Source organism: Kibdelosporangium phytohabitans, from assembly GCF_001302585.1.
Taxonomy (GTDB): Bacteria; Actinomycetota; Actinomycetes; order Mycobacteriales; family Pseudonocardiaceae; genus Kibdelosporangium; species Kibdelosporangium phytohabitans.
This window is the reverse complement of sequence record NZ_CP012752.1, coordinates 8,139,568-8,160,095: the sequence shown is the minus strand read 5'-3', so window position 1 is coordinate 8,160,095 and position 20,528 is coordinate 8,139,568. Positions and strand designations below refer to the sequence as shown.

Annotated in this window: 25 protein-coding genes; 21 read left to right on the top strand and 4 right to left on the bottom strand. The window is 69.3% G+C overall.

Translation table 11 applies throughout. The annotated features are described in order from the left end of the window. Positions 1-75 precede the first annotated feature (75 nt). The 4 genes from AOZ06_RS36810 to AOZ06_RS36795 all read left to right on the top strand — a co-directional run bounded on the left by AOZ06_RS36810 (position 76) and on the right by AOZ06_RS36795 (position 2,044). Positions 76-312, top strand: a complete 237-nt coding sequence (locus tag AOZ06_RS36810) for a PTS sugar transporter subunit IIB (RefSeq protein WP_054293594.1) — start codon at positions 76-78, stop codon at positions 310-312. Beyond that, the gene (locus tag AOZ06_RS36805) at positions 309-764 is read left to right on the top strand and encodes a PTS sugar transporter subunit IIA (RefSeq protein ID WP_054293593.1); all 456 of its coding nucleotides are present in this window, start codon (positions 309-311) and stop codon (positions 762-764) included. Before AOZ06_RS36810 ends, AOZ06_RS36805 begins: the two co-directional genes overlap by 4 nt. Positions 765-766: 2 nt before the next feature. Continuing rightward, on the top strand, positions 767-1,348 hold the full coding sequence (locus AOZ06_RS36800) for a class I SAM-dependent methyltransferase (RefSeq protein ID WP_054293592.1): 582 nt from the start codon (positions 767-769) through the stop codon (positions 1,346-1,348). 81 nt (positions 1,349-1,429) lie between these two features. After that, entirely contained in the window at positions 1,430-2,044 is a 615-nt protein-coding gene (locus AOZ06_RS36795) for a prepilin peptidase (RefSeq protein ID WP_054293591.1), read from the top strand. A gap of 1,337 nt (positions 2,045-3,381) precedes the next feature. Here the strand turns inward: AOZ06_RS36795 and AOZ06_RS36790 are convergent. Together AOZ06_RS36790 and AOZ06_RS36785 are read right to left on the bottom strand one after the other, a co-directional pair. Beyond that, the gene (locus AOZ06_RS36790) at positions 3,382-4,062 is read right to left on the bottom strand and encodes a DUF4386 domain-containing protein (RefSeq protein ID WP_054293590.1); all 681 of its coding nucleotides are present in this window, start codon (positions 4,060-4,062) and stop codon (positions 3,382-3,384) included. A 4-nt stretch (positions 4,063-4,066) separates the two neighbouring features. Continuing rightward, a complete protein-coding gene (locus tag AOZ06_RS36785) occupies positions 4,067-4,771 on the bottom strand; it encodes an NAD(P)-dependent oxidoreductase (RefSeq protein WP_054293589.1) in 705 nt (234 codons plus the stop codon). A gap of 91 nt (positions 4,772-4,862) precedes the next feature. Here AOZ06_RS36785 and AOZ06_RS36780 point away from each other — a divergent pair, with 91 nt between their 5' ends. From AOZ06_RS36780 to AOZ06_RS36750, 7 genes are all read left to right on the top strand, one after another. Beyond that, positions 4,863-5,558 carry a TetR/AcrR family transcriptional regulator gene (locus tag AOZ06_RS36780; protein WP_054293588.1) on the top strand — a complete coding sequence of 232 codons (696 nt, stop codon included), beginning with the start codon at positions 4,863-4,865 and terminating at the stop codon, positions 5,556-5,558. A gap of 417 nt (positions 5,559-5,975) precedes the next feature. After that, on the top strand, positions 5,976-7,163 hold the full coding sequence (gene aroC, locus AOZ06_RS36775; RefSeq protein ID WP_054293587.1) for a chorismate synthase: 1,188 nt from the start codon (positions 5,976-5,978) through the stop codon (positions 7,161-7,163). Further along, the gene (locus AOZ06_RS36770) at positions 7,160-7,675 is read left to right on the top strand and encodes a shikimate kinase (RefSeq protein WP_218921842.1); all 516 of its coding nucleotides are present in this window, start codon (positions 7,160-7,162) and stop codon (positions 7,673-7,675) included. Before aroC ends, AOZ06_RS36770 begins: the two co-directional genes overlap by 4 nt. 6 nt (positions 7,676-7,681) lie before the next feature. Then, positions 7,682-8,782 (top strand): 3-dehydroquinate synthase, encoded by a 1,101-nt coding sequence (aroB, locus tag AOZ06_RS36765; RefSeq protein ID WP_054293585.1) that lies wholly within the window; start codon positions 7,682-7,684, stop codon positions 8,780-8,782. Continuing rightward, positions 8,779-9,204, top strand: coding sequence for a type II 3-dehydroquinate dehydratase (aroQ, locus tag AOZ06_RS36760; protein WP_054293584.1), 426 nt, complete (start codon positions 8,779-8,781; stop codon positions 9,202-9,204). Before aroB ends, aroQ begins: the two co-directional genes overlap by 4 nt. Further along, positions 9,201-10,247 carry a GNAT family N-acetyltransferase gene (locus AOZ06_RS54960; protein WP_083472172.1) on the top strand — a complete coding sequence of 349 codons (1,047 nt, stop codon included), beginning with the start codon at positions 9,201-9,203 and terminating at the stop codon, positions 10,245-10,247. Before aroQ ends, AOZ06_RS54960 begins: the two co-directional genes overlap by 4 nt. Positions 10,248-10,307: 60 nt before the next feature. Then, on the top strand, positions 10,308-11,774 hold the full coding sequence (locus AOZ06_RS36750) for a glycoside hydrolase family protein (protein WP_054293583.1): 1,467 nt from the start codon (positions 10,308-10,310) through the stop codon (positions 11,772-11,774). On the opposite strand, the gene AOZ06_RS36745 is transcribed toward AOZ06_RS36750, so the two are convergent. Next, the gene (locus AOZ06_RS36745) at positions 11,738-12,154 is read right to left on the bottom strand and encodes a hypothetical protein (RefSeq protein WP_054297188.1); all 417 of its coding nucleotides are present in this window, start codon (positions 12,152-12,154) and stop codon (positions 11,738-11,740) included. The genes AOZ06_RS36750 and AOZ06_RS36745 overlap by 37 nt on opposite strands. 70 nt (positions 12,155-12,224) lie before the next feature. On the opposite strand from AOZ06_RS36745, the gene AOZ06_RS36740 reads away from it, so the two are divergent. The 5 genes from AOZ06_RS36740 (at position 12,225) to AOZ06_RS36725 (ending at position 15,136) form a co-directional block, all read left to right on the top strand. Next, the gene (locus AOZ06_RS36740; RefSeq protein ID WP_054293582.1) at positions 12,225-13,334 is read left to right on the top strand and encodes an aminopeptidase P family protein; all 1,110 of its coding nucleotides are present in this window, start codon (positions 12,225-12,227) and stop codon (positions 13,332-13,334) included. Between the two features lie 45 nt (positions 13,335-13,379). Further along, entirely contained in the window at positions 13,380-13,946 is a 567-nt protein-coding gene (gene efp / locus AOZ06_RS36735) for an elongation factor P (protein WP_257721437.1), read from the top strand. Between the two features lies 1 nt (position 13,947). Next, complete coding sequence (gene nusB / locus AOZ06_RS36730) at positions 13,948-14,367, top strand: transcription antitermination factor NusB (RefSeq protein WP_054293581.1); 420 nt, start codon at positions 13,948-13,950, stop codon at positions 14,365-14,367. Between the two features lie 15 nt (positions 14,368-14,382). Beyond that, positions 14,383-14,769: a hypothetical protein gene (locus AOZ06_RS57085; protein ID WP_157233452.1), complete on the top strand. Its 387-nt coding sequence runs from the start codon at positions 14,383-14,385 to the stop codon at positions 14,767-14,769. A 178-nt stretch (positions 14,770-14,947) separates the two neighbouring features. Then, the gene (locus tag AOZ06_RS36725) at positions 14,948-15,136 is read left to right on the top strand and encodes a hypothetical protein (protein WP_054293580.1); all 189 of its coding nucleotides are present in this window, start codon (positions 14,948-14,950) and stop codon (positions 15,134-15,136) included. A 253-nt stretch (positions 15,137-15,389) separates the two neighbouring features. Here AOZ06_RS36725 and bldD read toward each other — a convergent pair whose 3' ends face one another. Continuing rightward, complete coding sequence (bldD, locus tag AOZ06_RS36720) at positions 15,390-15,878, bottom strand: transcriptional regulator BldD (RefSeq protein ID WP_003096372.1); 489 nt, start codon at positions 15,876-15,878, stop codon at positions 15,390-15,392. 262 nt (positions 15,879-16,140) lie between these two features. Between bldD and pyrR the strand changes: the two genes are divergently transcribed. From pyrR to carA, 5 genes are read left to right on the top strand one after another with little or no spacing between them, the layout of a single operon-like run. Next, positions 16,141-16,713: a bifunctional pyr operon transcriptional regulator/uracil phosphoribosyltransferase PyrR gene (gene pyrR / locus AOZ06_RS36715; RefSeq protein ID WP_054293579.1), complete on the top strand. Its 573-nt coding sequence runs from the start codon at positions 16,141-16,143 to the stop codon at positions 16,711-16,713. Next, on the top strand, positions 16,710-17,642 hold the full coding sequence (locus AOZ06_RS36710; RefSeq protein WP_054293578.1) for an aspartate carbamoyltransferase catalytic subunit: 933 nt from the start codon (positions 16,710-16,712) through the stop codon (positions 17,640-17,642). The genes pyrR and AOZ06_RS36710 overlap by 4 nt, the downstream gene beginning before the upstream one ends. Continuing rightward, positions 17,639-18,922, top strand: a complete 1,284-nt coding sequence (locus AOZ06_RS36705) for a dihydroorotase (RefSeq protein WP_054293577.1) — start codon at positions 17,639-17,641, stop codon at positions 18,920-18,922. The genes AOZ06_RS36710 and AOZ06_RS36705 overlap by 4 nt, the downstream gene beginning before the upstream one ends. Beyond that, on the top strand, positions 18,919-19,422 hold the full coding sequence (locus AOZ06_RS36700; protein WP_054293576.1) for a PH-like domain-containing protein: 504 nt from the start codon (positions 18,919-18,921) through the stop codon (positions 19,420-19,422). The genes AOZ06_RS36705 and AOZ06_RS36700 overlap by 4 nt, the downstream gene beginning before the upstream one ends. Then, entirely contained in the window at positions 19,419-20,528 is a 1,110-nt protein-coding gene (gene carA / locus AOZ06_RS36695) for a glutamine-hydrolyzing carbamoyl-phosphate synthase small subunit (protein ID WP_236951860.1), read from the top strand. Before AOZ06_RS36700 ends, carA begins: the two co-directional genes overlap by 4 nt.

Sequence of the window (20,528 nt, the reverse complement as noted above, 5' to 3'; positions counted from 1 at the left end):
TTTGTGTCGATGCGTGACTCGGTCGGTATATCGCGCGTACAAATTGCGCAGGGTGCACAACTGAGAGGGACAAGGATGGCAGACGAGCGGGCGGCGAAGATACTGGCGGCTATCGGCGGAGCGGACAATGTGATCGAGCTGGAGCCGTGTATCACGCGCCTGCGGTGTGAACTGGAGGACGATTCGCTCGTCAACGAGGCGGCATTGCGTGCATTGGGTGTGCACGGTGTTGTCCGGATGGGCGCAGCCGTGCAGATCGTGGTCGGTCCCGAAGCCGACACGATCGCCAGCGACATCGAGGACCTGCTGTGACAGTTCGCGTCCTCAGCCCGGCGTCCGGGTCGGTCGTGCCGCTCACCGCCGTGCCCGACCCGGTATTCGCCAAGGCGATGGTCGGCCCCGGTGTCGCCGTGGAACCGGATTCTGCTGCCGCTGATGTCGTGTCGCCAATCGACGGGGTCGTGGTCACACTCCACCCGCACGCTTTCGTAGTCGCCGGGCCGAGTGGGCAGGCGGTATTGGTTCACCTGGGAATTGACACAGTAAAGATGAAGGGTGAGAGTTTCTCACTGCACGTGGTCAAAGGTGAATCCGTGCGATCCGGTCAGCCAGTCATCGGATGGGAACCGGAGACGGTGGCGGCCGCGGGATATTCACCGATTTGCCCAGTGGTGGCGCTCGACGCGGGAAGCGACGCGCTGACCGGGTTCGCTCCCGACGGGCCCGTGGCGGCCGGTGATCCGCTGTTCCTGTGGCACCCTTGATCATGCGAGAGCGCTGGAACCACAACATCCACTACCACCCGGTGGTCCTGTCCGCCGTGCCCGCCTCCGCGCGTAACGCACTGGACGTCGGATGCGGCGAGGGCACGCTCGCCCGCGCGTTGCGGGCGAAAGTGCCCGCTGTGACGGGCGTGGATCTCGACCAGCCGAGTGTCGACCTGGCCAGGCGGTTCGGCGACGACATCTCCTACGTCGTCGGTGACGTCCTCGAGCACGAGTTCTCGTCGTCGTTCGATTTCATCGCGTCGGTGGCCACGCTGCACCACATGGACGCCAAGGCGGCGCTCACGCGACTCAGCTCCCTGTTGCGGCCCGGCGGAACCATGGTGATCGTCGGTTGCGCGCGATCTGAGGCGCGTGACCTGCCGTACGAACTCGCTGCGGTGGTGGCCAACAGTGTCCACCGGCGTTCCAAGGGCTATTGGGAACACCCGTCGCCCACATCCTGGCCGCCACCGGAGACCTACTCGGGGATGCGCCGTCTCGCCACCGAACTGCTGCCCGGTGTGGAGTACCGCCGTCACATCCTCTGGAGATACTCGCTGACCTGGGCGAAACCGGCCTGAAATCGAAGCGGTGATCCCATCGCCTCAATCAAGTCGACCGATTCGCTGGCCAAAACATCCGACCCTCGGCACGCTAAGGCCATGGCACTGGTCCTCTCCCTCCTGATCGGAGGTTTCCTGGCCGGAGCCCTCGGCCGCGTGCTCCTGCGCCGGTTGCGGCGCGGCGCGCAAGTACGGCCGGGCTGGTGCGAAGGCACGTGCGCCATCCTCTGGGCGTTGGCCGGCCTGGCACACGTACCGGCCGCGTGGCTGCTCGTGATCCTTGCCCTGTCGTGGTTCGCGGTCCTGCTTACCACCACGGATCTCCTGCACGGCCGGTTGCCCGACGCGCTGACGTACGCCGCGTACCCGGTGTTCGGTGTGCTGCTTGCCATCGCGGGCAGCTGGCAGCGGGCCTTGCTCGGCGCGGCGCTGTTCGTATGTCTACACGCGACTGTCCGCTGGCTCGCGCCGTCCGCACTGGGCGGCGGCGATGTCAAGCTGTCCGGCAGTCTGGGAGCGATCCTCGGCTCGGTGAGCTGGTTCGCGCTGTCGGCAGGGTTGTCCCTGGCAGCCGTGATCACGCTCGCACTGCGTGCCGTTTCCCTCGGCCGCTACACAGATCGCGTGCCGCATGGCCCAGGTTTGCTTGCTGCCACGTGGTTACTGGCTTTCCTGCCGGTAGGCGCGGAGTTACCTTCACCATCGGTGTCATGACCCGCTGACTCCGGCAGGGGAGGCGCGTGCGTCGTTGGACGGCGAAGGCCACTGTGGTCGGCTGTCGAGCCGGTTTCAGGAGTCACCTCGCAGCGGCACCAAGACAGGCATGCATGGCGGGGCTGGGGCGTCGCGGGATGTCAGGCAGGATCGAGGATGACATGGGAGGCGGTAGTGGGCTGATCGGTCGATCAGCGAGATCGGCAAGCCTCCGGCCACGGTAGTCGCCGTACACGAACAGCATGGCGGCCCGCTCCTGACCCTCGCAACACTGTGCTGACAGCTTGACCATGGAGGAGTGGGGAGATCTCACGTCGGCGGCCGGACGATCGCAGTGCGGGTCGGTTCTTGGCAGAGGATCGCTGTGTTGCTGTGCGACCTTCAGCCGGGGAGTGGACAGAAACGGCGGGCGCGTCGGCGCGCGGCCCCGGTTCGGTGAGGGGCGCTCCGGTTATGTTCAGCGGGGCACTGATCCTGCTGTCCTGCAACCGGATCGAGCCGGTCGCCTGGGCAGATCGCCGGGATTTCCGTGCCCGCACCACGGCGGCGATTCGGCGGCGAGGGACAGCCGCGAAACGATCTGTCGCTCGGCCCGTGCCACTCGATGGATGATTCCCCGCCACGACTGCGGATCCAGACGAGCGGCCACGCCTGGTTTGAGCTCAGGCCAGGTCCGCGGGAAACCAGCCGGGGCCGGCGGGTGCCTTGGCGGTGAGCAGCCAGCTTGCCAGCGTCGACAGCTAAGAACCAATAGCGACACGGTGAAAGGGGTGATGGCGGGCACAGATCACCGGCGTCCAGCCGATCGGCTGCCTCGACGACCGCGGCCCCACGTGGCCGGGGCACTGGCGCCCTGGGCCTGGTCGGGTGGGTCTGGGTGTGGGCAGGGTGGAAGTGGCTGTCTGGTTTGGGGCTAACCGGCTGGGTCTGGGCGTGGGCAGGCTGGAAGTGGCTGCCCGGTCCGGGACTGGTCAGCTCGGTCTGGGCGCGGACAGGGCGGAAACGGTCGTCCGGTCCGAGGGTCGCCGCTGCGCGGTATGCCGTGCTCAGCGCAAGGCGGCTGAGGATCGCAGCATGTTGCGGCATGTAGAAGGCGACCTGGTGTCGGGCTGGATGGTCCCGGCGGGCCGTACACCGCTGCTGGCCTTGGACAAGGAGGAGCGCTGGGCGAGCGGTCAGGCTGCTGGCCAACGTGGTCAAGTGGTGCACCAGCGTGCCGCCCGGCTTGATGTCCGGACTGCTCGGACCCGTCCTGGCGTGAGCCTCGTGAGCCGACCTGGTGGGCAAGACCCTCTCGCCCACGACATCGCCCCGCACCACCATGTGGCGGCTGCGCCTCAGGGTATTGCGACCCGGGCGGGGAGCCGTGGATCCGTCTGGGGTACTCGTACGGCCCTGATCAGCAGCCAGGCGACGAACGAGAGTTCCGCGATCGCTGCTGGGGTCATGGCGAACGGTGAGATGTCCGCGCCCAGCCCTGGTGCGAGCAGGCGAGTGAACACGTCGACGAGGTGCCCTGCGCATCCGACCATCACCAGGATGCCCAGTGCCTTGGGGAAGTAGCCGGATTTGACCACCAGGTAGCCCAGCGGCAGCAGCCACAGGCCGAAGTAGGTCTGGGAGATCACGAATCCTGTGTGCCGCATGTCCGCGAACAGCGTCGCCAGCGTGGCGGATCCGTCCTGGCTGGTGGCGATCGTCAGTGCTGTGTGCTGGTTGAGGAGGTTCAGGCTCTGCATCGCGACGCTCACCGCGACGAAGGTGACCATCGCGGTGGCGGCCATGTGGTTGACGTGCTTCAGCAACTGGTACAAGGCCATGCCTGTCAGCAGGAAGAACACCGCTCCCACCAGTTCGCTGACGAGCCCCGCGCGGTAGAGGGCGGCCGAGCCGGCGATGTTGGCCGCCGTCCTCCCCGGCTCTATCACGCGGGAGTTCACGAGTCCGGCGAAGATCGTGGTCGCGGCGACGACCAGGTACAGCGCGCCTGCGATCCGCGCGAGCTTGGTCGGCGACACGTGCTCACGCCTGACTGTGGGCGAGGGCCGACGGGGTCAGCCGTCCAACGATGGCCGGGGCTTCGTGGACGAGTGTGTCGTCGTCCACTGCTTCGACCATGAATCGGGCGTAGTCCACGCGGCGGGTCAGGTTGCTCGCCAGGACTGGGTCGCCCACGTGGTGGCTCCACACCGGCAGTCCTTGGCTTTCACCTTCTTCCAGGTCGCTGCCGCGCACGACCGTCCAGCGGGTGTCGCTGCCGAAGATCCGCCGGCACGCCTCCACCTGGTCGTCCACGTCCGCGACCCGGGCGAGCTTCGCCAGCTTGCCGAACACGGCCGCGTACGCCTTGAACTTCCTGCCGTACACGTCTTTCCCGTCACGGGAGATGTGCCAGCCGCAGGAGAACACCAACCTGGCTTCCAGCTGTGCGTGGTCGAGCACGGCCTGGGCGGTGCCGGAGGCGTAGTGGTCGCGTCCCCACGGCACCAGCACCGTGAGCACGGCGTCGCATCCGGTGACCGCGCGTGCGATCACCGCTTGGTCGTTGGTCGGTCCGGGGATCACCGTGATGCGGCCGTCGAACTCGGCGAGCTTGTCCACGCTCTGCTCGCGGCACACGCCCACGACCTCGTATTCGCGGTCCAGTGCGTGCCGCACCATGTAGCGCCCGAGCTTCCCGGACGCGCCGACAACACACAGTCTTCTGCCTCTGCCGGGTTTTCTCATGATCCGCTCCTCAGTCGCCCTTACATCGTAAGGTACAGCCTTACGGTGTAAGCTTGTCAAGCGATCCGGGCCGTCGAACAGGGAGAACCTCGTGGCTGACAAGGCGGAGCCGTCGCGGCGTGCCGCGCTCACCAAGGAGGCGGTGCTCCAGGCTGCCGTCGCGCTGGCGGACGAGGCGGGGTCCGGTGTGCCGAGCATGCGCAAGCTTGCCGAGCGGCTCGGCGTCGAGGCCATGTCGCTGTACCACCACTTCCGCAACAAGGACCTGATCCTCGACGGCATGGTCGATCAGGTCTTCGGCGAGATCGAACTCCCGTCCGGCAGTGCCGATTGGCAGGAATCGATGCGAGGGCGGGCGGCGTCGATGCGTGACGCGCTGGTCCGCCACCCGTGGGCGATCAGCCTGATGGACTCACGGACAAGCCCCGGCTACGCGACGCTGCGGCACCACAACGCGGTGATCGGCTGCCTGCGGTCCGCGGGCTTCTCGATCGCCGGCGCGGCACACGCCATGTCGGTGCTCGACAGCTACATCTACGGGTACGTCATCCAGCAGCTCAGCCTGCCGTTCACGTCGTCGGACGGCCTGGCGGACGTGGCCGGTTCGATCATGGACGACTTGCCCCGCGACGAGTTCCCGCACCTCGCCGAGATGATCGCCGAGCACGCCATGAAACCCGGCTACGCCTACGCCGAGGAGTTCTTCACCGGGCTCGGCCTGATCATCGACGGCCTGCGGCGGCACCGCGAAGCCTGGACGGCCTCGCAGGACGCGAGCGGTACTTGACGTGTCCGCTGGAAATAGCGTGCCGGCCACCTCGCGGCCGTGGTGGAGTACCGGAGTGGAGCAGGACCTGGTCGAGCAGCGGAACTGGCCGCGGGCGCCGGCCGCCGCGCTGCCGCGCGAGGCAGGGCTGCTGGGGGTTTCCGATACCGCGACGAGAGAGGCCTGCGGTGTCCTGTTGAACATGTCAGGGACGAACGATTCCACGTCGAGGTCACCGTCGACCGCTCCCGCGGCCTGTGGTGCGTCGACCTCAAGCTGTGGCCGCACGACGGGCACGCGACCATCAGCTCCTGGCACGAGCAGCTGCGAGACCGCGAACACGGGGTGCGCAGTCCTGGGCGATTCCGGCGTGCGCTCGCAGCTGGACAACCGCCCCCAGGGTGGGGATGAGCTCCCGCGACGTGAAAGGATCTGCCTGTGCTGCGCTGGATAACCGCTGGGGAATCGCACGGCCCGGCCCTTGTCGCCGTGCTCGAGGGAATGGTGGCCGGGGTCGAGGTCACCACGGAGGACCTGACGGGCCAGTTGGCCCGCCGTCGCCTCGGCTTCGGGCGCAGCCCGCGGATGGGCTTCGAGACCGACGCTGTCGAGTTCCTCGGTGGCGTGCGGCACGGCCGCACCCAGGGCGGCCCGATCGCGGTCAGGATCGAGAACTCCGAGTGGCCGAAGTGGGAGAAGGTCATGGCGGCCGACCCGGTCGACTCGGCCGAACTGGCCGGTCTGGCCCGCAACGAGCCCCTCACCCGGCCCCGCCCCGGCCACGCGGACCTGCCGGGCATGCAGAAGTACGGCTTCGACGAGGCCCGTCCCGTGCTCGAGCGCGCGAGCGCCAGGGAAACCGCGGCCCGCACGGCACTGGGCACGGTCGCCAAGGGTTTCCTGCGGCAGCTGCTGGGCGTCGAGATCATCAGCCACGTCGTGTCCATCGGCGCGGCGGTCGCCCCTGAGGGGCCCGAGCCCACCCCGTCCGACCTCGCGGCGATCGACGAGAGCCCGGTGCGCGCGTTCGGCCAGGAGGCCACCGACGCGATGATCGCCGAGGTCGACGCGGTCAAGCAGGCGGGTGACACGGTCGGCGGCGTGATCGAGGTGATCGCGTACGGCCTGCCGCCGGGCCTGGGCAGCTACGTGCACTGGGACCGCCGCCTCGACTCGCGGCTGGCCGGTGCGCTGATGGGCGTGCAGGCGATGAAGGGCGTCGAGATCGGCGACGGGTTCGTCACGGCGCGGCGCTGGGGCAGCAAGGCGCACGACGAGATCGACCGCGGCAGCGGCCCGAAGGGCGTGACCCGCCGGTCCAACCGCGCCGGTGGCCTGGAAGGCGGCGTGACCAACGGCGAGCCGCTGCGAGCCCGCGTCGCGATGAAGCCGATCTCGACCGTCCCCAAAGCACTGTCCACAGTGGATGTCGTCACCGGCGAGCCCGCCGTGGCCATCCACCAGCGGTCGGACGTGTGCGCGGTGCCGAGGGCCGGTGTCGTGCTCGAATCGATGGTCGCGCTGGTGCTCGCGGACGCGGCGCTGGAGAAGTTCGGCGGTGACTCGCTGCGCGAGACCACGGCCAACGCGGCCGGATACCTGAAGGCACTGGAGGAGCGCTGGTGAGCGGCGACGGGCCGGTGCTGGTCCTCGTCGGACCGCCCGGATCGGGCAAGAGCACGATCGGCAAGCTGGCCGCCGAGCGGCTCGGTGTCGGGTTCCGCGACTTCGACGACGACATGGAGGCCGAGCACGGCAAGGAAGCGGGCGACCTGGTCGTCGACTTCGGCCGGGAACGGTTCCAGGAACTGGAGCACGAGCTGCTGGTCCGCGTGCTGCCGCAGCACGACGGCGTGCTGGCGCTCGGCGGCGGCACCCCGACCGCGCCCGGCGTGCCGGAGCTGCTGGCGCCGCTGCACGTGGTGTTCCTCGACGTCGACCTGGACCACTTGCTCAAGCGAGAAGGTCTCGTCGCGCTGCACCCGTGGCTGATGCCCAACCCGCGTGCACATCTGCGGCAGATGCTGACTGAACGGCGGCCCATCTACACGCGGGTCGCGGACGCAACTGTGGAGACGAACGGCCGCGACCCCCAGGACATCCTCGAAGATGTCCTCGCGGCCATGCCGGTGAGGTGACGAACGTTGGACCCAGTCAGGATCACCGTCGCCACCGGGCAGCCGTACGAGGTCGTCATCGGCCGCGGCCTGCTCGGTGACCTGGTCGAGAAGGTGCGCGGCGCGTCCAAGGTGGTGATCGTGCACCCGCCGACGCTGACCACCACGGCCGAGGCGGCGCGTGCGGAGATCATCGCGGCGGGCGTGGACGCCCACCGGATCGAGATCCCGGACGCCGAGGAGGGCAAGGCGCTGCCGGTCGCCGGGTACTGCTGGGAGGTGCTCGGCCGGATCGGCCTCGACCGGCAGGGAATCGTCGTCGGTCTCGGCGGCGGCGCGGTCACCGACCTCGCCGGGTTCGTCGCCGCGACCTGGCTGCGCGGTGTGCGGCTGATCAACGTGCCCACGACGCTGCTCGGCATGGTCGACGCGGCGGTCGGCGGCAAGACCGGCATCAACACCGACGCGGGCAAGAACCTCGTCGGCGTCTTCCACGAGCCCAGCGCGGTTCTCGTGGACCTCTCGACGCTGGCCACGCTGCCGCCCAACGAACTCGTCGCGGGCATGGCTGAGGTGATCAAGGGCGGGTTCATCGCCGACCCGAGGATCCTGGAGCTGGTCGAGGCCGACCCCAAGGCCGCGGTCGACCCGGATGGCGACGTGATCGCCGAGCTCGTCCGCCGCAAGATCCAGATCAAGGCGGACGTGGTGGGCCAGGACCTGCGTGAGTCCGGGCTGCGCGAGATCCTCAACTACGGCCACACCCTGGGCCACGCGATCGAACGGCGTGAGCGCTACCGGTGGCGGCACGGCGCGGCCATCAGCGTCGGCATGGTGTTCGTCGCCGAACTGGCCAGGCTGGCCGGGCGGCTCGACGACGCCACCGCGGACCGGCACCGCGCGGTGCTGGAATCGATCGGGCTGCCCACGCGCTACGATGCGGACGCGTTGCCGCAGCTGATCGACGGCATGCGCAACGACAAGAAAACCCGATCGGGTGTGCTGCGGTTCGTCGTGCTCGACGGGCTGGCCAAGCCGGGCAGGCTGGAAGGGCCCGACCCCGCGCTGCTGGCGGGCGCGTACTCGGCGGTGGCGGCCAAGCCTGCGGACGGAGGGGTGCTGCTGTGAGGATCCTGGTGCTCAACGGCCCGAACCTGGGCAGGCTCGGTACGCGGGAACCAGCGGTCTACGGCCACACCACGCACGCCGACCTGGTCGCACTGTGCGAACAGACCGGCAAGGACCTCGGCGTAGACGTGGAGGTCCGGCAGACCAACCACGAGGGCGAGATGATCGGCTGGTTGCACGAGGCAGCCGACGGCAGGACCCCGGTCGTGCTGAACGCGGGCGCGTGGACGCACTACTCCATCGCGGTCGCCGACGCCTGCGCGATGCTGACCGCTCCGCTGGTCGAAGTGCACATCTCGAACGTGCACAAACGCGAGGAGTTCCGGCACCACAGCTACATCTCGGCCGTGGCCAGCGGCGTGATCGTCGGCCTCGGCGTGCAGGGCTACCCGCTGGCGATCAGGTGGCTCGCTGAGCGATGAGCCAGCCCACGTTCGAGACCAACCGGTTGACGTTGCGGCCGATGCGCGCAGGCGACCGGGACGCGGTGGTCCGGATCTTCGCGGACCCGGCCAGCAGCAGGTACCTGACCAGGGACATGTCCGACCCGGTCAACGCGGTGACCAGCTTCGAGCGGTGGCGCGGCTGGGGATCGCCCAACGGGATGGGCACGTGGCTGCTCGACCTGAACGGCCTGGTGATCGGCATCGGCCGGTTCACGCCGTCGGATCGCCTGCCCGGCAAGGTGGTCGAAGTCGGCTGGTTCATCGCGCGCACCCACGCCGGTCAGGGCTACGCGACCGAGGCGTTGCGCACGCTGCTCGACTACGGCACCCGTGGGCTGGGGTTGCCCGCGATCTGGGCGTTGATCCACGTGGACAACGAACCGAGCGTCCGGCTCGCCAGGAATCTCGGGTTCCTCGACATCGCCGATCACCACTACCTGCCCGCCGGACCGGCCAGGATCCACGTCCTGCTGCCGCGTACCGACACGGCGGGCGCCTTCGCCCAGCAGCCCACGTTGCGCACCGAGCGGCTGGTGATCCGGCCGCTGCGTGAGGACGACCGCAGGGACGTGCGGGACATCTTCAGCGACCCGGAAGTGTCGAGTTTCCTCGCGGGTGACGGCAAACCGGCCACGTGGATCGACGACATGATCGACCGCCGGTTGGCCTTCGACGGGCCCAAGGGCATGGGGCACTGGGCGTTCGTCGAGGACGACATCCTCGTCGGGGTCGGCCACCTGCGGCCGTCCGCGGAACTCGCCGGCGACGTGGCCGAGATCGGCTGGTACCTCGGCCGGGATCACCAAGGGCGCGGGCTGGCGACCGAAGCCGCCGTCGCCATCAGGGACCACGGCCTGCACACGCTCCGCCTCCCGGCCGTGTGGGCGTTGGTTCACAACGGGAACCAGGCCAGCCACCGGCTGGCCGGTCGCCTCGGGTTCGTCGAGGTCGGCACAGGAACGCACTACGGCGGGCCGCACAAGGTGTACGTCGCTTTGCCACGTACACCGTCTCGGTGACTGCGTAAGCCTTTAGACTGTCGCCCGACCGGGTGACGGAAGGCTTTGTTCGTGCGTCGTGTGGTGATGCTGTTGCTGAGTGCGGCGCTGCTGGCGTCGTGCACGGACGCGTCGCCACAAGCTGACGGCGCCGGGACCGCTGTCATCGGCGGCGCACCCGAAACCACCGCGCCCGCGCCCGCAGCGGCTCCTCCGCCGCCACCCAGGACGTTGGCCCACGACAACCAGCGCCCGGACGGTGGTGTTGTCGCCGCAGCGGGCGAGAACGCTCAGTACAACTACGCGCCTTCGGTGATGGTCGACGGCAACCGGGTCCGTATGTGGTGGTGCAGCCAGCTAGTCAGCAACCCACCGCCGGGCGACGACGTGCTCTACGCCGAGGCAGGCACCCCGGCAGGGCCGTTCTCGCCCGCACGGGCGGTGTTCGGCGGTGCGGGACAAGGGTTTGACGGCAGGCACACGTGCGACCCGTCGGTGATCAGAGTCGACGGAACCCATTACCTGTACTACACGGGCGCGCCGAACGATCACAGCTCAGGCAACGCCATCGGCCTCGCCACCAGCGCGGACGGGCTGTCGTGGACGCGTGCGAAGGGCGGCCAGCCGGTTGTCGGCTCGTCGTACGAAGTCAGCCGCCGCAACACGTACGGCGCGGGACAACCGTCAGCGCTGTACCTGGACGGCTGGTTCTACCTGATGTTCACCGACACGAACGCGAAAGGCGCGCACGACAACGGCGCGGGCCAGTTCGTGGTGCGCGCCAAGGACCCGACGTTCTCCACCGGTGCGGAAGCACTCGGCGCGCACGGGTTCAAACCCGGCTACGGCCGGGACAGGTCCGTGGTGGACGCCTTCAGCGCCGACTGGATGTGGATCGACGCGCTCGACGCGTTCGCCATCGCCCACGAAACCGCGGGCGGCACCACGATCACCTTCTGGGACAGGGAGTTCACCGCCCACCCGTACGAACCGGTGGTGATCCCCGGGCCGTGGGAGGAAGGGCCGGGGCTGGCCAGGCGGGCCGACGGGCACGCGCCGATCTCCGCGAGCGACCCGTGCGACCGGGTCCCGGTCGACGTCATCCGCGCCACGCGCGACAAGGCCGAACCGACGGACCTGCGGCGCTTCGGGCTCGATCTGCGCACGGCCGACGGCTGCGCGACCAAGCAGTCGGCGTTCGTCACGCTGGAGGGCTTCGCGATGCCGTCGCCGCAGCGGACGCTCGACATGGTGCTGGGCGGGCAGATCTTCCGCGTCGACCGCCGCTCGGTCGCGGAGGCCATGGGTGCCGTCGTGATCGGGCAGCGCGCCGCGACGCTGGACGGCGTCCCGGTGGCCGCGCACGTCCGGGCAGGCGCCGAAGTCCTGCGCGCCGAAGGCAGGGGAGCGGGGCTGCTGCTGGACGGCAACCGCGTCTACCCGGTCACGCCCGGCGTGATCGGGGCGAACTCCTCGAAGATCACCGACATCCCGCCAGCCGCGTGGGACGGCTACTCCGTCGGACCGGCGCTGGCCTTCTCGCGCTGAGCCAGCCGTCCGCCGACCAGCAGCCCCAGACCGGCGGGCACGAGGATGACCAGCGCGCCGAACGCCGCGTCACCCGTCAGCGCGCTGCCGAGCGAGCTCAGACCGGTCTCGTCGACGAGGATCGCCTTGCCGAGCACCCGCAGCACACCGCCGCCGAACCCGGCCACGATCGACGCCAGCACCCAGATCCGCGCCCGGTCGCCGAGTCTGCGCCAGCCGTCGAGCGCGCCCCACAACGCGGCGAGCCCGGCGACGACACCGAGCACGATCGAGCGAATCACGCCGAGCGAGCTGACGTGCACGGCCACTGCGGCGAGCCCGACATCCGCACCGGCCAGCACGAACGCGAGCACACCACCTCGGATGAGCCAGAACCGCACCACAAGACCCTACAACGAGCGTGCGCCGCAACGGTGATCCACCGATCGGGCCCGACGTTAAGGTGAACGCATGTCTGAGCTCTACGCCCGCCGCCGTGAAGCACTGCGTACCCAGCTCCGAGAGCGCGGGCTGGACGCCCTGCTCGTCGTCGACCTGCTGAACATCCGCTACCTGACCGGTTTCACCGGCTCCAACGCCGCGCTCGCCGTGAGCGCGGCCGACGGCCCCGCAGACGAGAAGAACACCGTCTTCTGCACCGACGGCCGCTACCTGACGCAGGCCGGGCAGCAGGTGCCCGACCTCGAGCGGCTCATCGACCGGCCGAGCGCCACCGCGCTGGTCGGCAAGCTGGCCACGCAGAAGACCAAGCACCGCAGGACCGGGTACGAGAGCCACCACGTCACCGTCGAGCAGCTGGACGGCCTGGCCGACGCGGCCGGGGGCGTCGAGCTGATCCGGGCCCCGGGGATGATCGAGAAGCTGCGGATCGTCAAGGACGACACCGAGGTCGAGGCGCTGCGGATGGCGTGTGCCGCCGCGGACCGGGCGCTGGCCGACCTGATGGCGAACGGTGGCCTGCGCCCCGGGCGTACCGAGCGCGAGGTGGCGCGGGAGCTGGAAGACCGGATGCTGGCCAACGGCGCGGAGAAGCCGTCGTTCGAGACGATCGTGGCCGCGGGCGCGAACTCCGCGATCCCGCACCACCGCCCGACGGACGCGGTCCTCAAGCCCGGCGACTTCGTGAAGATGGACTTCGGCGCGCTCGTCGACGGCTACCACTCGGACATGACGCGCACGGTCGTGCTCGGCGAACCCGCGGACTGGCAGAGGGAGATCTACGAGCTCGTCGCGGAGTCGCAGGCCGCGGGCCGCGCGGCGCTGAAGCCCGGCGCGGACGTCAAGGACATCGACGCCGCCTCGCGTGACGTGATCGACCGCGCCGGTCGCGGTGCCGAGTTCCTGCACGGCCTCGGACATGGCGTTGGCCTGCAGATTCACGAGGCCCCGAGCCTGGCCAAGACCGGTGAAGGTACACTTTCGGCCGGCATGGCGGTCACCGTGGAGCCTGGCGTGTACCTGGCAGGCAAGGGCGGTGTCCGAATCGAGGACACGCTTGTCGTGCGGGAGGCCGGTCCCGAGCTCCTCACCTTGACCACCAAGCAACTCATGGTCGTGTGAACGCAAGCGCACGCCCTGGAACTTGACAACAGGAGAGTCGAACCCGTGGCCACCACCACCAACGACCTGAAGAACGGAATGGTCCTCAACCTCGAGAACCAGCTGTGGTCGGTCGTTTCGTTCCAGCACGTCAAGCCCGGCAAGGGCCCGGCGTTCGTCCGGACCACGCTCAAGCACGTGCTGTCCGGAAAGGTCGTCGACAAGACGTTCAACGCGGGCACCAAGGTGGAGACCGCCACGGTCGACCGCCGGTCGATGACGTACCTCTACGCCGACGGCACGGACTTCGTGTTCATGGACGGCGAGACGTTCGAGCAGATCCACGTGAGCAAGGAGGTCGTGGCCGACGGCGCGAACTACCTCCTGGAGAACACCGAGGTCACGGTGGCCCAGCACGAGGGTGTGGCGCTCTACGTCGAGCTGCCGACCTCGCTGGAGCTGGTCATCCAGCACACCGACCCGGGCCTGCAGGGCGACCGGTCCACGGGCGGCACGAAGCCGGCGACCCTGGAGACCGGTGCGGAGATCCAGGTGCCGCTGTTCGTCACGACGGGCGAGAAGGTCAAGGTCGACACGAGGGACGGCCGCTACCTCGGCCGCGTCTCCAGCTGAGATGGGCGCACGGAGCAAAGCTCGCAAGCGCGCCGTCGACCTGCTCTTCGAAGCGCAGCTCAGGAAAGCCGACCCGGTCAGCCTGCTGGCCGACCGGGTCGGCTCGCCCGACGTGCCACCGGTGAACGACTACACCGTGACGCTGGTGGAGGGCGTGCAGTCGCAGCTGACCCGTATCGACGAACTGCTCGCCGAGCACTCGGAAGGCTGGACGCTCGACCGGATGCCCGCGGTCGACCTCGCGGTGCTGCGCCTGGGCCTGTACGAGCTGCTGTGGGCCACGGACGTGCCGGACGCGGTCGCCATCGACGAGGCAGTCCAGCTCGCCAAGATGCTGTCGACCGACGACTCGCCGCGGTTCGTCAACGGCCTGCTCGGCCGGATCGCCACGATCGCCGATCGGCTGCGCGCCACCCTCTGACGGATTCGGCGAGCTGTGCGGGCAACCCGCGCCGGTGGCCACCGTCCGGGACCACCGGGGGCAGGATCGCCTGGCCCGGATCAAGGACGTCACCGACCAGGTCGCCGCGCTGAGCGCCACCGAGACCTCGGCGGACGGCTCGGTCACCGTCACCGTGGCGTCCACTGGGCTGCCGACCGGCCTCAGGATCGAGGAGTCCGCCGCGCGACGACCGAGCTGTCAGCCGGTCTCGCGGACGAGAGTGTCGTCTGGCATCTGCTCACCGAGGCCGAGGAGTCGTTCCCGGCCGCGGAACTCGACGCCCCGCAGGGCCCGTCACCGCGGGCGTCGGACGACGACTACTTCGACGACATGCGGATGTTGCGGGACGACGAGGGCGGGGAGCCCGATGAGCGCCGGTGACGAGATGGTGGTCACCCCTGGCGAGCTGACCACCCACGCCGGGCACCTCAAGGACATCGAACGCCGCCTACGTTGCGCTCGGCCAGCCGTTCGCCCGGATGTTCGACCCGTTCGAACCGCTCGGCACGGACATGATCGCCGCCGCCCAGGATGTCGGACGGGCTCATCGCGGGCGGTGATGACGAACGCCGAGATCTCGAGCTGGGCCGAGCGCGAGATGCTCAGCTCTGAGGACGACCACATCACCGATCTCGAAGCCTGGTCGGTGCTCAAGATCCTGACCGGTGCCGATGCACCCAGCACCGATCGGGACTGGCTCTATTACCAGGAAGACTTCGCAGCCTGGCTCGCCCGTCTCGCCGGGTGAATCGCGGCCCGCGCGCAAGCGCTGAGTGGTGCGGCGGGCAAGGAGAGCACCCGCCCCGGACGCGCGCGATCGCCTGGACGGCCGGCGGCGCTGCGGGCCGACATCAGGTGCGGGCGCGCGAACCAGGCAGGACAGGTCGTCGTGCCGAGGTCAGGCCGTGCAGGGCGACCTTCGGCATCCCCGTGCTCAACGCCGACCGGCTGCGCGCCACCCTGTCTGCCCTGTGGGTCCCCCAGCGCGCAGCCGGTGTTCGTCAGTCCTCTTTGGACGGCCTTGCTTCCGGCGGGAGCACGCCCCAGTCGATGAGCTGCTCGGTCAGCTCGCCAGGGGTCATGTCGTAGATGATGGCGAGTGACCGCAGGTCCTCGGTCCGGATGGACAGAACCTTGCCGTTGTAGTCTCCTCGCTGACTCTGGATGGTGGCCGCGTAGCGTGCCAGCGGGCCGACTTTCTCGGCCGGAAGCTGCTGCAACCGCTCCAGGTTTATGACGATCTTCGTGGCTGGCTCGGCACCGGAGGGGACCCTTCCCTCAGGCAGGAGCTCGACCACCGGTACCCCGTAGAAGTCGGCCAGCTCGGCCAGCTTCTGCACGGTCACCGCACGGTCGCCGCGTTCGTACGAGCCGACGACGACTGCCTTCCAGCGTCCGCCGGACTTCTGCTCGACGCCGTGCAACGACAGGCCTTGCTGCTGGCGGATGCCACGGAGCTTGGCCCCTAGCGCCTTGGCGTAATCGCCCATGTGGCGGTTCTCCATTTCCTTCGCCCGGCGGCCGGGAAGGCGAGCCGACGGGTCTCTGCTGAGATCGATACGCAGAGTAATGGTTACTTGCCGTGGCCACCAGGTCAAGCACCTCGCTCAGTTGCAGTATCGAGAACGGCGTCAATACCACCCGGACGGTGTACCCATGTGCCCTGGTAACGTGCCTGATGACCCTGGTAACGAGGGTCCTTGACATCCTTTAACGACCCGTCCGGAGAGGCGGGGAAGGAGGTCCACGCCAGTGCCACGCACCCGTGGCGCGGCGGATCCCGGCGGGCGGCGCGAGCTGCTCTCGGCCGGGGACGTCGCGCGCACCGTCGCCCGAATGGCCCATCAGGTCATCGAGAAGACGACTCTCGGTGGTACCGACGCTGCTCCAGTCGTGCTGATCGGCATACCGACGAGGGGTGCACCTCTGGCCAAGCGTCTGGCCGCACGCATCGCGGAATTCAGCGGAGTCGACGTCCCCACGGGCGTGCTCGACGTCACGCTTTACCGCGACGACCTGCGTCGCCACCCCAATCGGCCGCTCGAGCCGACGAGCCTGCCCGACGGCGGTATCGAGGACAAACTGGTCATCCTCGTCGACGACGTGCTCTATTCGGGCCGAACAGTCCGTGCTGCTTTGGATGCGCTGCGTGACCATGGCAGGCCACGGGCGGTGCAACTGGCGGTCCTGGTCGACCGCGGTCACCGCGAACTGCCCATCCGGGCCGACTACGTGGGCAAGAACGTGCCCACCGCCCGGTCGGAGGGCATCGAGGTGCTGCTCGAGGAACTGGACGGCCGCGACGCCGTGGAGCTTGTCGGATGAAACACCTTCTGAGCTGCGACGGCCTCAGCCGTGACGCGGCCACTGCCGTACTGGACACCGCGGACTCGCTCAAGCAGGCGCTGCTGGGGCGTGAGATCCGCAAACTGCCGACCCTGCGGGGCCGCACGGTCATCACGATGTTCTACGAGAACTCGACCCGCACCCGTGTCTCGTTCGAGATCGCGGGCAAGTGGATGAGCGCGGACGTCGTGAACGTGTCGTCGAGCGGGTCGTCGGTCAGCAAGGGCGAGTCGCTGCGCGACACGGCTCTCACGCTGGCCGCCGCGGGCGCGGACTGCGTCATCGTCCGCCACCCCGCATCCGGCGCGGCGCACCGCCTGGCCGGGTGGCTGTCGCACACGCACACCTCGGTGGTGAACGCGGGCGACGGCACGCACGAGCACCCCACGCAGGCGCTGCTCGACGCGGCGACGTTGCGGGAACGCCTCGGCGGTCTGGACGGCCGCCGGGTCGCGATCGTGGGTGACGTGCTGCACAGCCGTGTAGCCAGGTCCAACGTGCATTTGCTCACAACACTCGGGGCCGAGGTGGTGCTCGTCGCGCCGCCGACTCTGCTGCCGACCGGCGTTTCCGGTTGGCCTGTAACGGTGTCGCACGAACTCGACGCGGAACTGTCCGCTGTGGACGCCGTGATGATGCTGCGCGTGCAGGCCGAGCGGATGCACGGCGGCTTCTTCCCCTCGGCGCGCGAGTACTCCATCGCATACGGTCTGTCCGAGGCGCGCATGCGCCTGCTCCCCGACCACGCAGTCGTGCTGCATCCCGGACCGATGCTGCGCGGCATGGAGATCGCGTCCGTCGTCGCGGACTCGCCGCGGGCCGCGATCACCGACCAAGTACGGAACGGAGTTCACGTCCGCATGGCCGTGCTGTACCACCTGCTCGCCGGAGAAGAGGAAGTCGCATGACGCTGATCAAGGGCGCCGTGCCGTACGGCGAGGGTGATCCGGTCGACATCCTGATCGAGGACGGTCTCGTGGCCGAGATCGGGACGCCGGAGGCGGACGGCGGGGACGTCATCGACGCGCGTGGCCTCGTCGTGCTGCCCGGTTTCGTCGACCTGCACACGCACCTGCGCGAGCCGGGCCGTGAGGACACCGAGACCATCGAGACGGGCTCCGCCGCGGCTGCGCTCGGTGGCTACACCGCTGTGTTCGCCATGGCCAACACGGACCCGGTCGCCGACAACCCGGTGATCGTCGAGCACGTGTGGCGGCGCGGACGCGAGGTCGGCCTGGTCGACGTCCACCCGATCGGTGCGGTCACGGTCGGCCTGAAAGGCGAGCGCCTGGCCGAACTCGGCGCGATGGCGCGCAGCGACGCGAACGTGCGGATCTTCTCCGACGACGGCCTGTGCGTCGCGGACCCGTTGATCATGCGCCGCGCGCTGGAGTACAGCAAAGGCTTGGACGTGCTCATCGCGCAGCACGCCGAGGAACCGCGGCTGACCGTCGGCGCGCAGGCCCACGAAGGTGCGACGGCCGCGCGCCTCGGTCTCGCCGGGTGGCCCGCTGCCGCCGAGGAGTCGATCGTCGCCCGCGACTGCCTGCTCGCCGGGCACGTCGGCGCCCGGCTGCACGTGTGCCACGTGTCCACAGCCGGGACCGCGGACGTGCTGCGCTGGGCGAAGCAACGCGGCACGCAGGTGTCCGCCGAAGTGACCCCGCACCACCTGTTGCTGGACGACGACCGGTTGAACACGTACGACCCGGTCAACAAGGTCAACCCGCCGCTGCGCACGTCGTCGGACGCCATGGCGCTGCGGGAGGCGCTGGCCGACGGCGTGATCGACTGCGTCGCCACGGACCACGCCCCGCACGCCCCGCAGGACAAGGACTGCGAGTGGTCCGCGGCACGGCCCGGCATGCTCGGCCTGCAGACCGCCCTGTCCGTGGTCATCCAGACGATGGTCCGGCCCGGGTTGCTGGACTGGCGCGGTGTGGCCGGGGTGATGAGCGAGCGGCCCGCGGAGATCGCCGGGCTGCCCGACCACGGCCGTCCCATCGCGGTGGGTGAGCCGGCGAACCTCGTCCTCGTCGACCCGAAGGCGACGTGGACGGTGAACGCCGCGCGTTTGGCCAGTCTCGCGGGGAACACCCCGTACGAGGGCATGGAGTTGCCGGGCGTCATCAAGGCGACGATGCTGCGCGGCAAGCTCACAGCACGAGATGGGCAGGCCGTCAGATGAGGATCGTGCTGACGCTCGCTGTCGTGGCGTTCTTCCTGCTGTGCGTGCTGGCGATGTGGTGGGGCTACCGCAACCGCGCACGCAGGCAGCGCACGGTGCTGCCCGAGTTCCCGGCGCCGCCGGAGAACCTCACCGGTGACCTGCTCCAGCCCGTGACCGGCGTGTACATCAGCACGACGACCGCGAAGAGCTGGCAGGACCGGGTCGCGATCGGGGACGTCGGGTTCCGCGCCGCCGCGACCGTGCGGCTGACCGGCGACGGCGTGCTGTTCGACCGGGAAGGCGCGGACCGGGTGTGGATCCCGGCGGACTCCGTGGTCAGCGCCAGGACCGACCGGGCGATCGCGGGGAAGGTGATGAAGCGCGACGGGTTGCTCGTCGTGCGCTGGCGGCTGGGCGAGCACGAGCTCGACACCGGCTTCCGGGGAGATGACAAAGACGTGTACGCGGACTGGGTCGAGGCGTTGACCGGCCTGGCCAAAGGAGGAGCGGCGAAGTGACACCAGCTGCATTGGTGCTTGAGGACGGCCGGGTCTTCCGGGGTGAGGCGTTCGGCGCGACCGGGTCGACACTCGGCGAGGTCGTGTTCTGCACGGCGATGACCGGCTACCAGGAGACGCTGACCGACCCGTCGTACCACGGCCAGATCGTGGTGGCGACGGCTCCGCAGATCGGCAACACCGGGTGGAACGACGAGGACGACGAGTCGGGCAAGATCCACGTCGCCGGCTACGTCGTGCGCGACCCGGCGCGGATCCCGTCCAACTGGCGGTCGCGCCGCTCGCTCGCCGACGAGCTCGTCAACCAGGGCATCGTCGGGATCTCGGGCGTCGACACCCGCACGGTCACGCGGCACATCCGCGAGCAGGGCGCGATGCGCGCCGCGATCTTCGCGGGCGACGCGCTGACCGGCGTCGACTCGATGGTCCAGGCCGTCAAGGACAGCCCGGGGATGACGGGCGCCGACCTGTCGGGCGCGGTCAGCACCAAGGAGACCTACGTCGTCCCCGCGGACGGCGGGACCAGGTTCCGCGTCGCCGCGCTGGACCTCGGCATCAAGTTCAACACGCCGCGGATGATGGCCCAGCGCGGCATCGAGACGCACGTGCTGCCGGTCGGGTCCACACTGGACGACCTGCTGGCGGTCGAGCCGAACGGCGTCTTCCTGGCCAACGGCCCCGGTGACCCGCAGACGCAGGCGCACGCGATCGCGCTGACCCAGCAGGTGCTGGAGCGCCGGATCCCGCTGTTCGGCATCTGCTTCGGCAACCAGATCCTCGGCCGGGCGCTGGGCATGGGCACGTACAAGATGCAGTACGGCCACCGGGGCATCAACGTGCCGGTGATCGAGGCGGCCACCGGCCGCGTGGCGATCACCGCGCAGAACCACGGCTTCGCGCTGGAAGGCGAGGCTGGACAGAAACTGGACACGCCGTACGGCGTGGCCGAGGTGAGCCACTACTGCCCCAACGACGGCACCGTCGAGGGCCTGCGCTGTGTGGACGTGCCCGCGTTCAGCGTCCAGTACCACCCGGAGGCGGCGGCGGGCCCGCACGACGCCGCGCCCCTGTTCGACCAGTTCGTGACGTTGATGGATGAGGCCTGA

Coding starts and splice junctions, on each gene's coding strand:
- nusB (WP_054293581.1), top strand. CDS start 13,948: ATGGGCGCACGGAGCAAAGCTCGCAAGCGCGCCGTCGACCTGCTCTTC.
- AOZ06_RS36785 (WP_054293589.1), bottom strand. CDS start 4,771: ATGAGAAAACCCGGCAGAGGCAGAAGACTGTGTGTTGTCGGCGCGTCC.
- AOZ06_RS36800 (WP_054293592.1), top strand. CDS start 767: ATGCGAGAGCGCTGGAACCACAACATCCACTACCACCCGGTGGTCCTG.
- AOZ06_RS36810 (WP_054293594.1), top strand. CDS start 76: ATGGCAGACGAGCGGGCGGCGAAGATACTGGCGGCTATCGGCGGAGCG.
- AOZ06_RS54960 (WP_083472172.1), top strand. CDS start 9,201: ATGAGCCAGCCCACGTTCGAGACCAACCGGTTGACGTTGCGGCCGATG.
- AOZ06_RS36725 (WP_054293580.1), top strand. CDS start 14,948: ATGACGAACGCCGAGATCTCGAGCTGGGCCGAGCGCGAGATGCTCAGC.
- AOZ06_RS36740 (WP_054293582.1), top strand. CDS start 12,225: ATGTCTGAGCTCTACGCCCGCCGCCGTGAAGCACTGCGTACCCAGCTC.
- AOZ06_RS36710 (WP_054293578.1), top strand. CDS start 16,710: ATGAAACACCTTCTGAGCTGCGACGGCCTCAGCCGTGACGCGGCCACT.
- bldD (WP_003096372.1), bottom strand. CDS start 15,878: ATGGGCGATTACGCCAAGGCGCTAGGGGCCAAGCTCCGTGGCATCCGC.
- AOZ06_RS36700 (WP_054293576.1), top strand. CDS start 18,919: ATGAGGATCGTGCTGACGCTCGCTGTCGTGGCGTTCTTCCTGCTGTGC.
- AOZ06_RS36705 (WP_054293577.1), top strand. CDS start 17,639: ATGACGCTGATCAAGGGCGCCGTGCCGTACGGCGAGGGTGATCCGGTC.
- AOZ06_RS36795 (WP_054293591.1), top strand. CDS start 1,430: ATGGCACTGGTCCTCTCCCTCCTGATCGGAGGTTTCCTGGCCGGAGCC.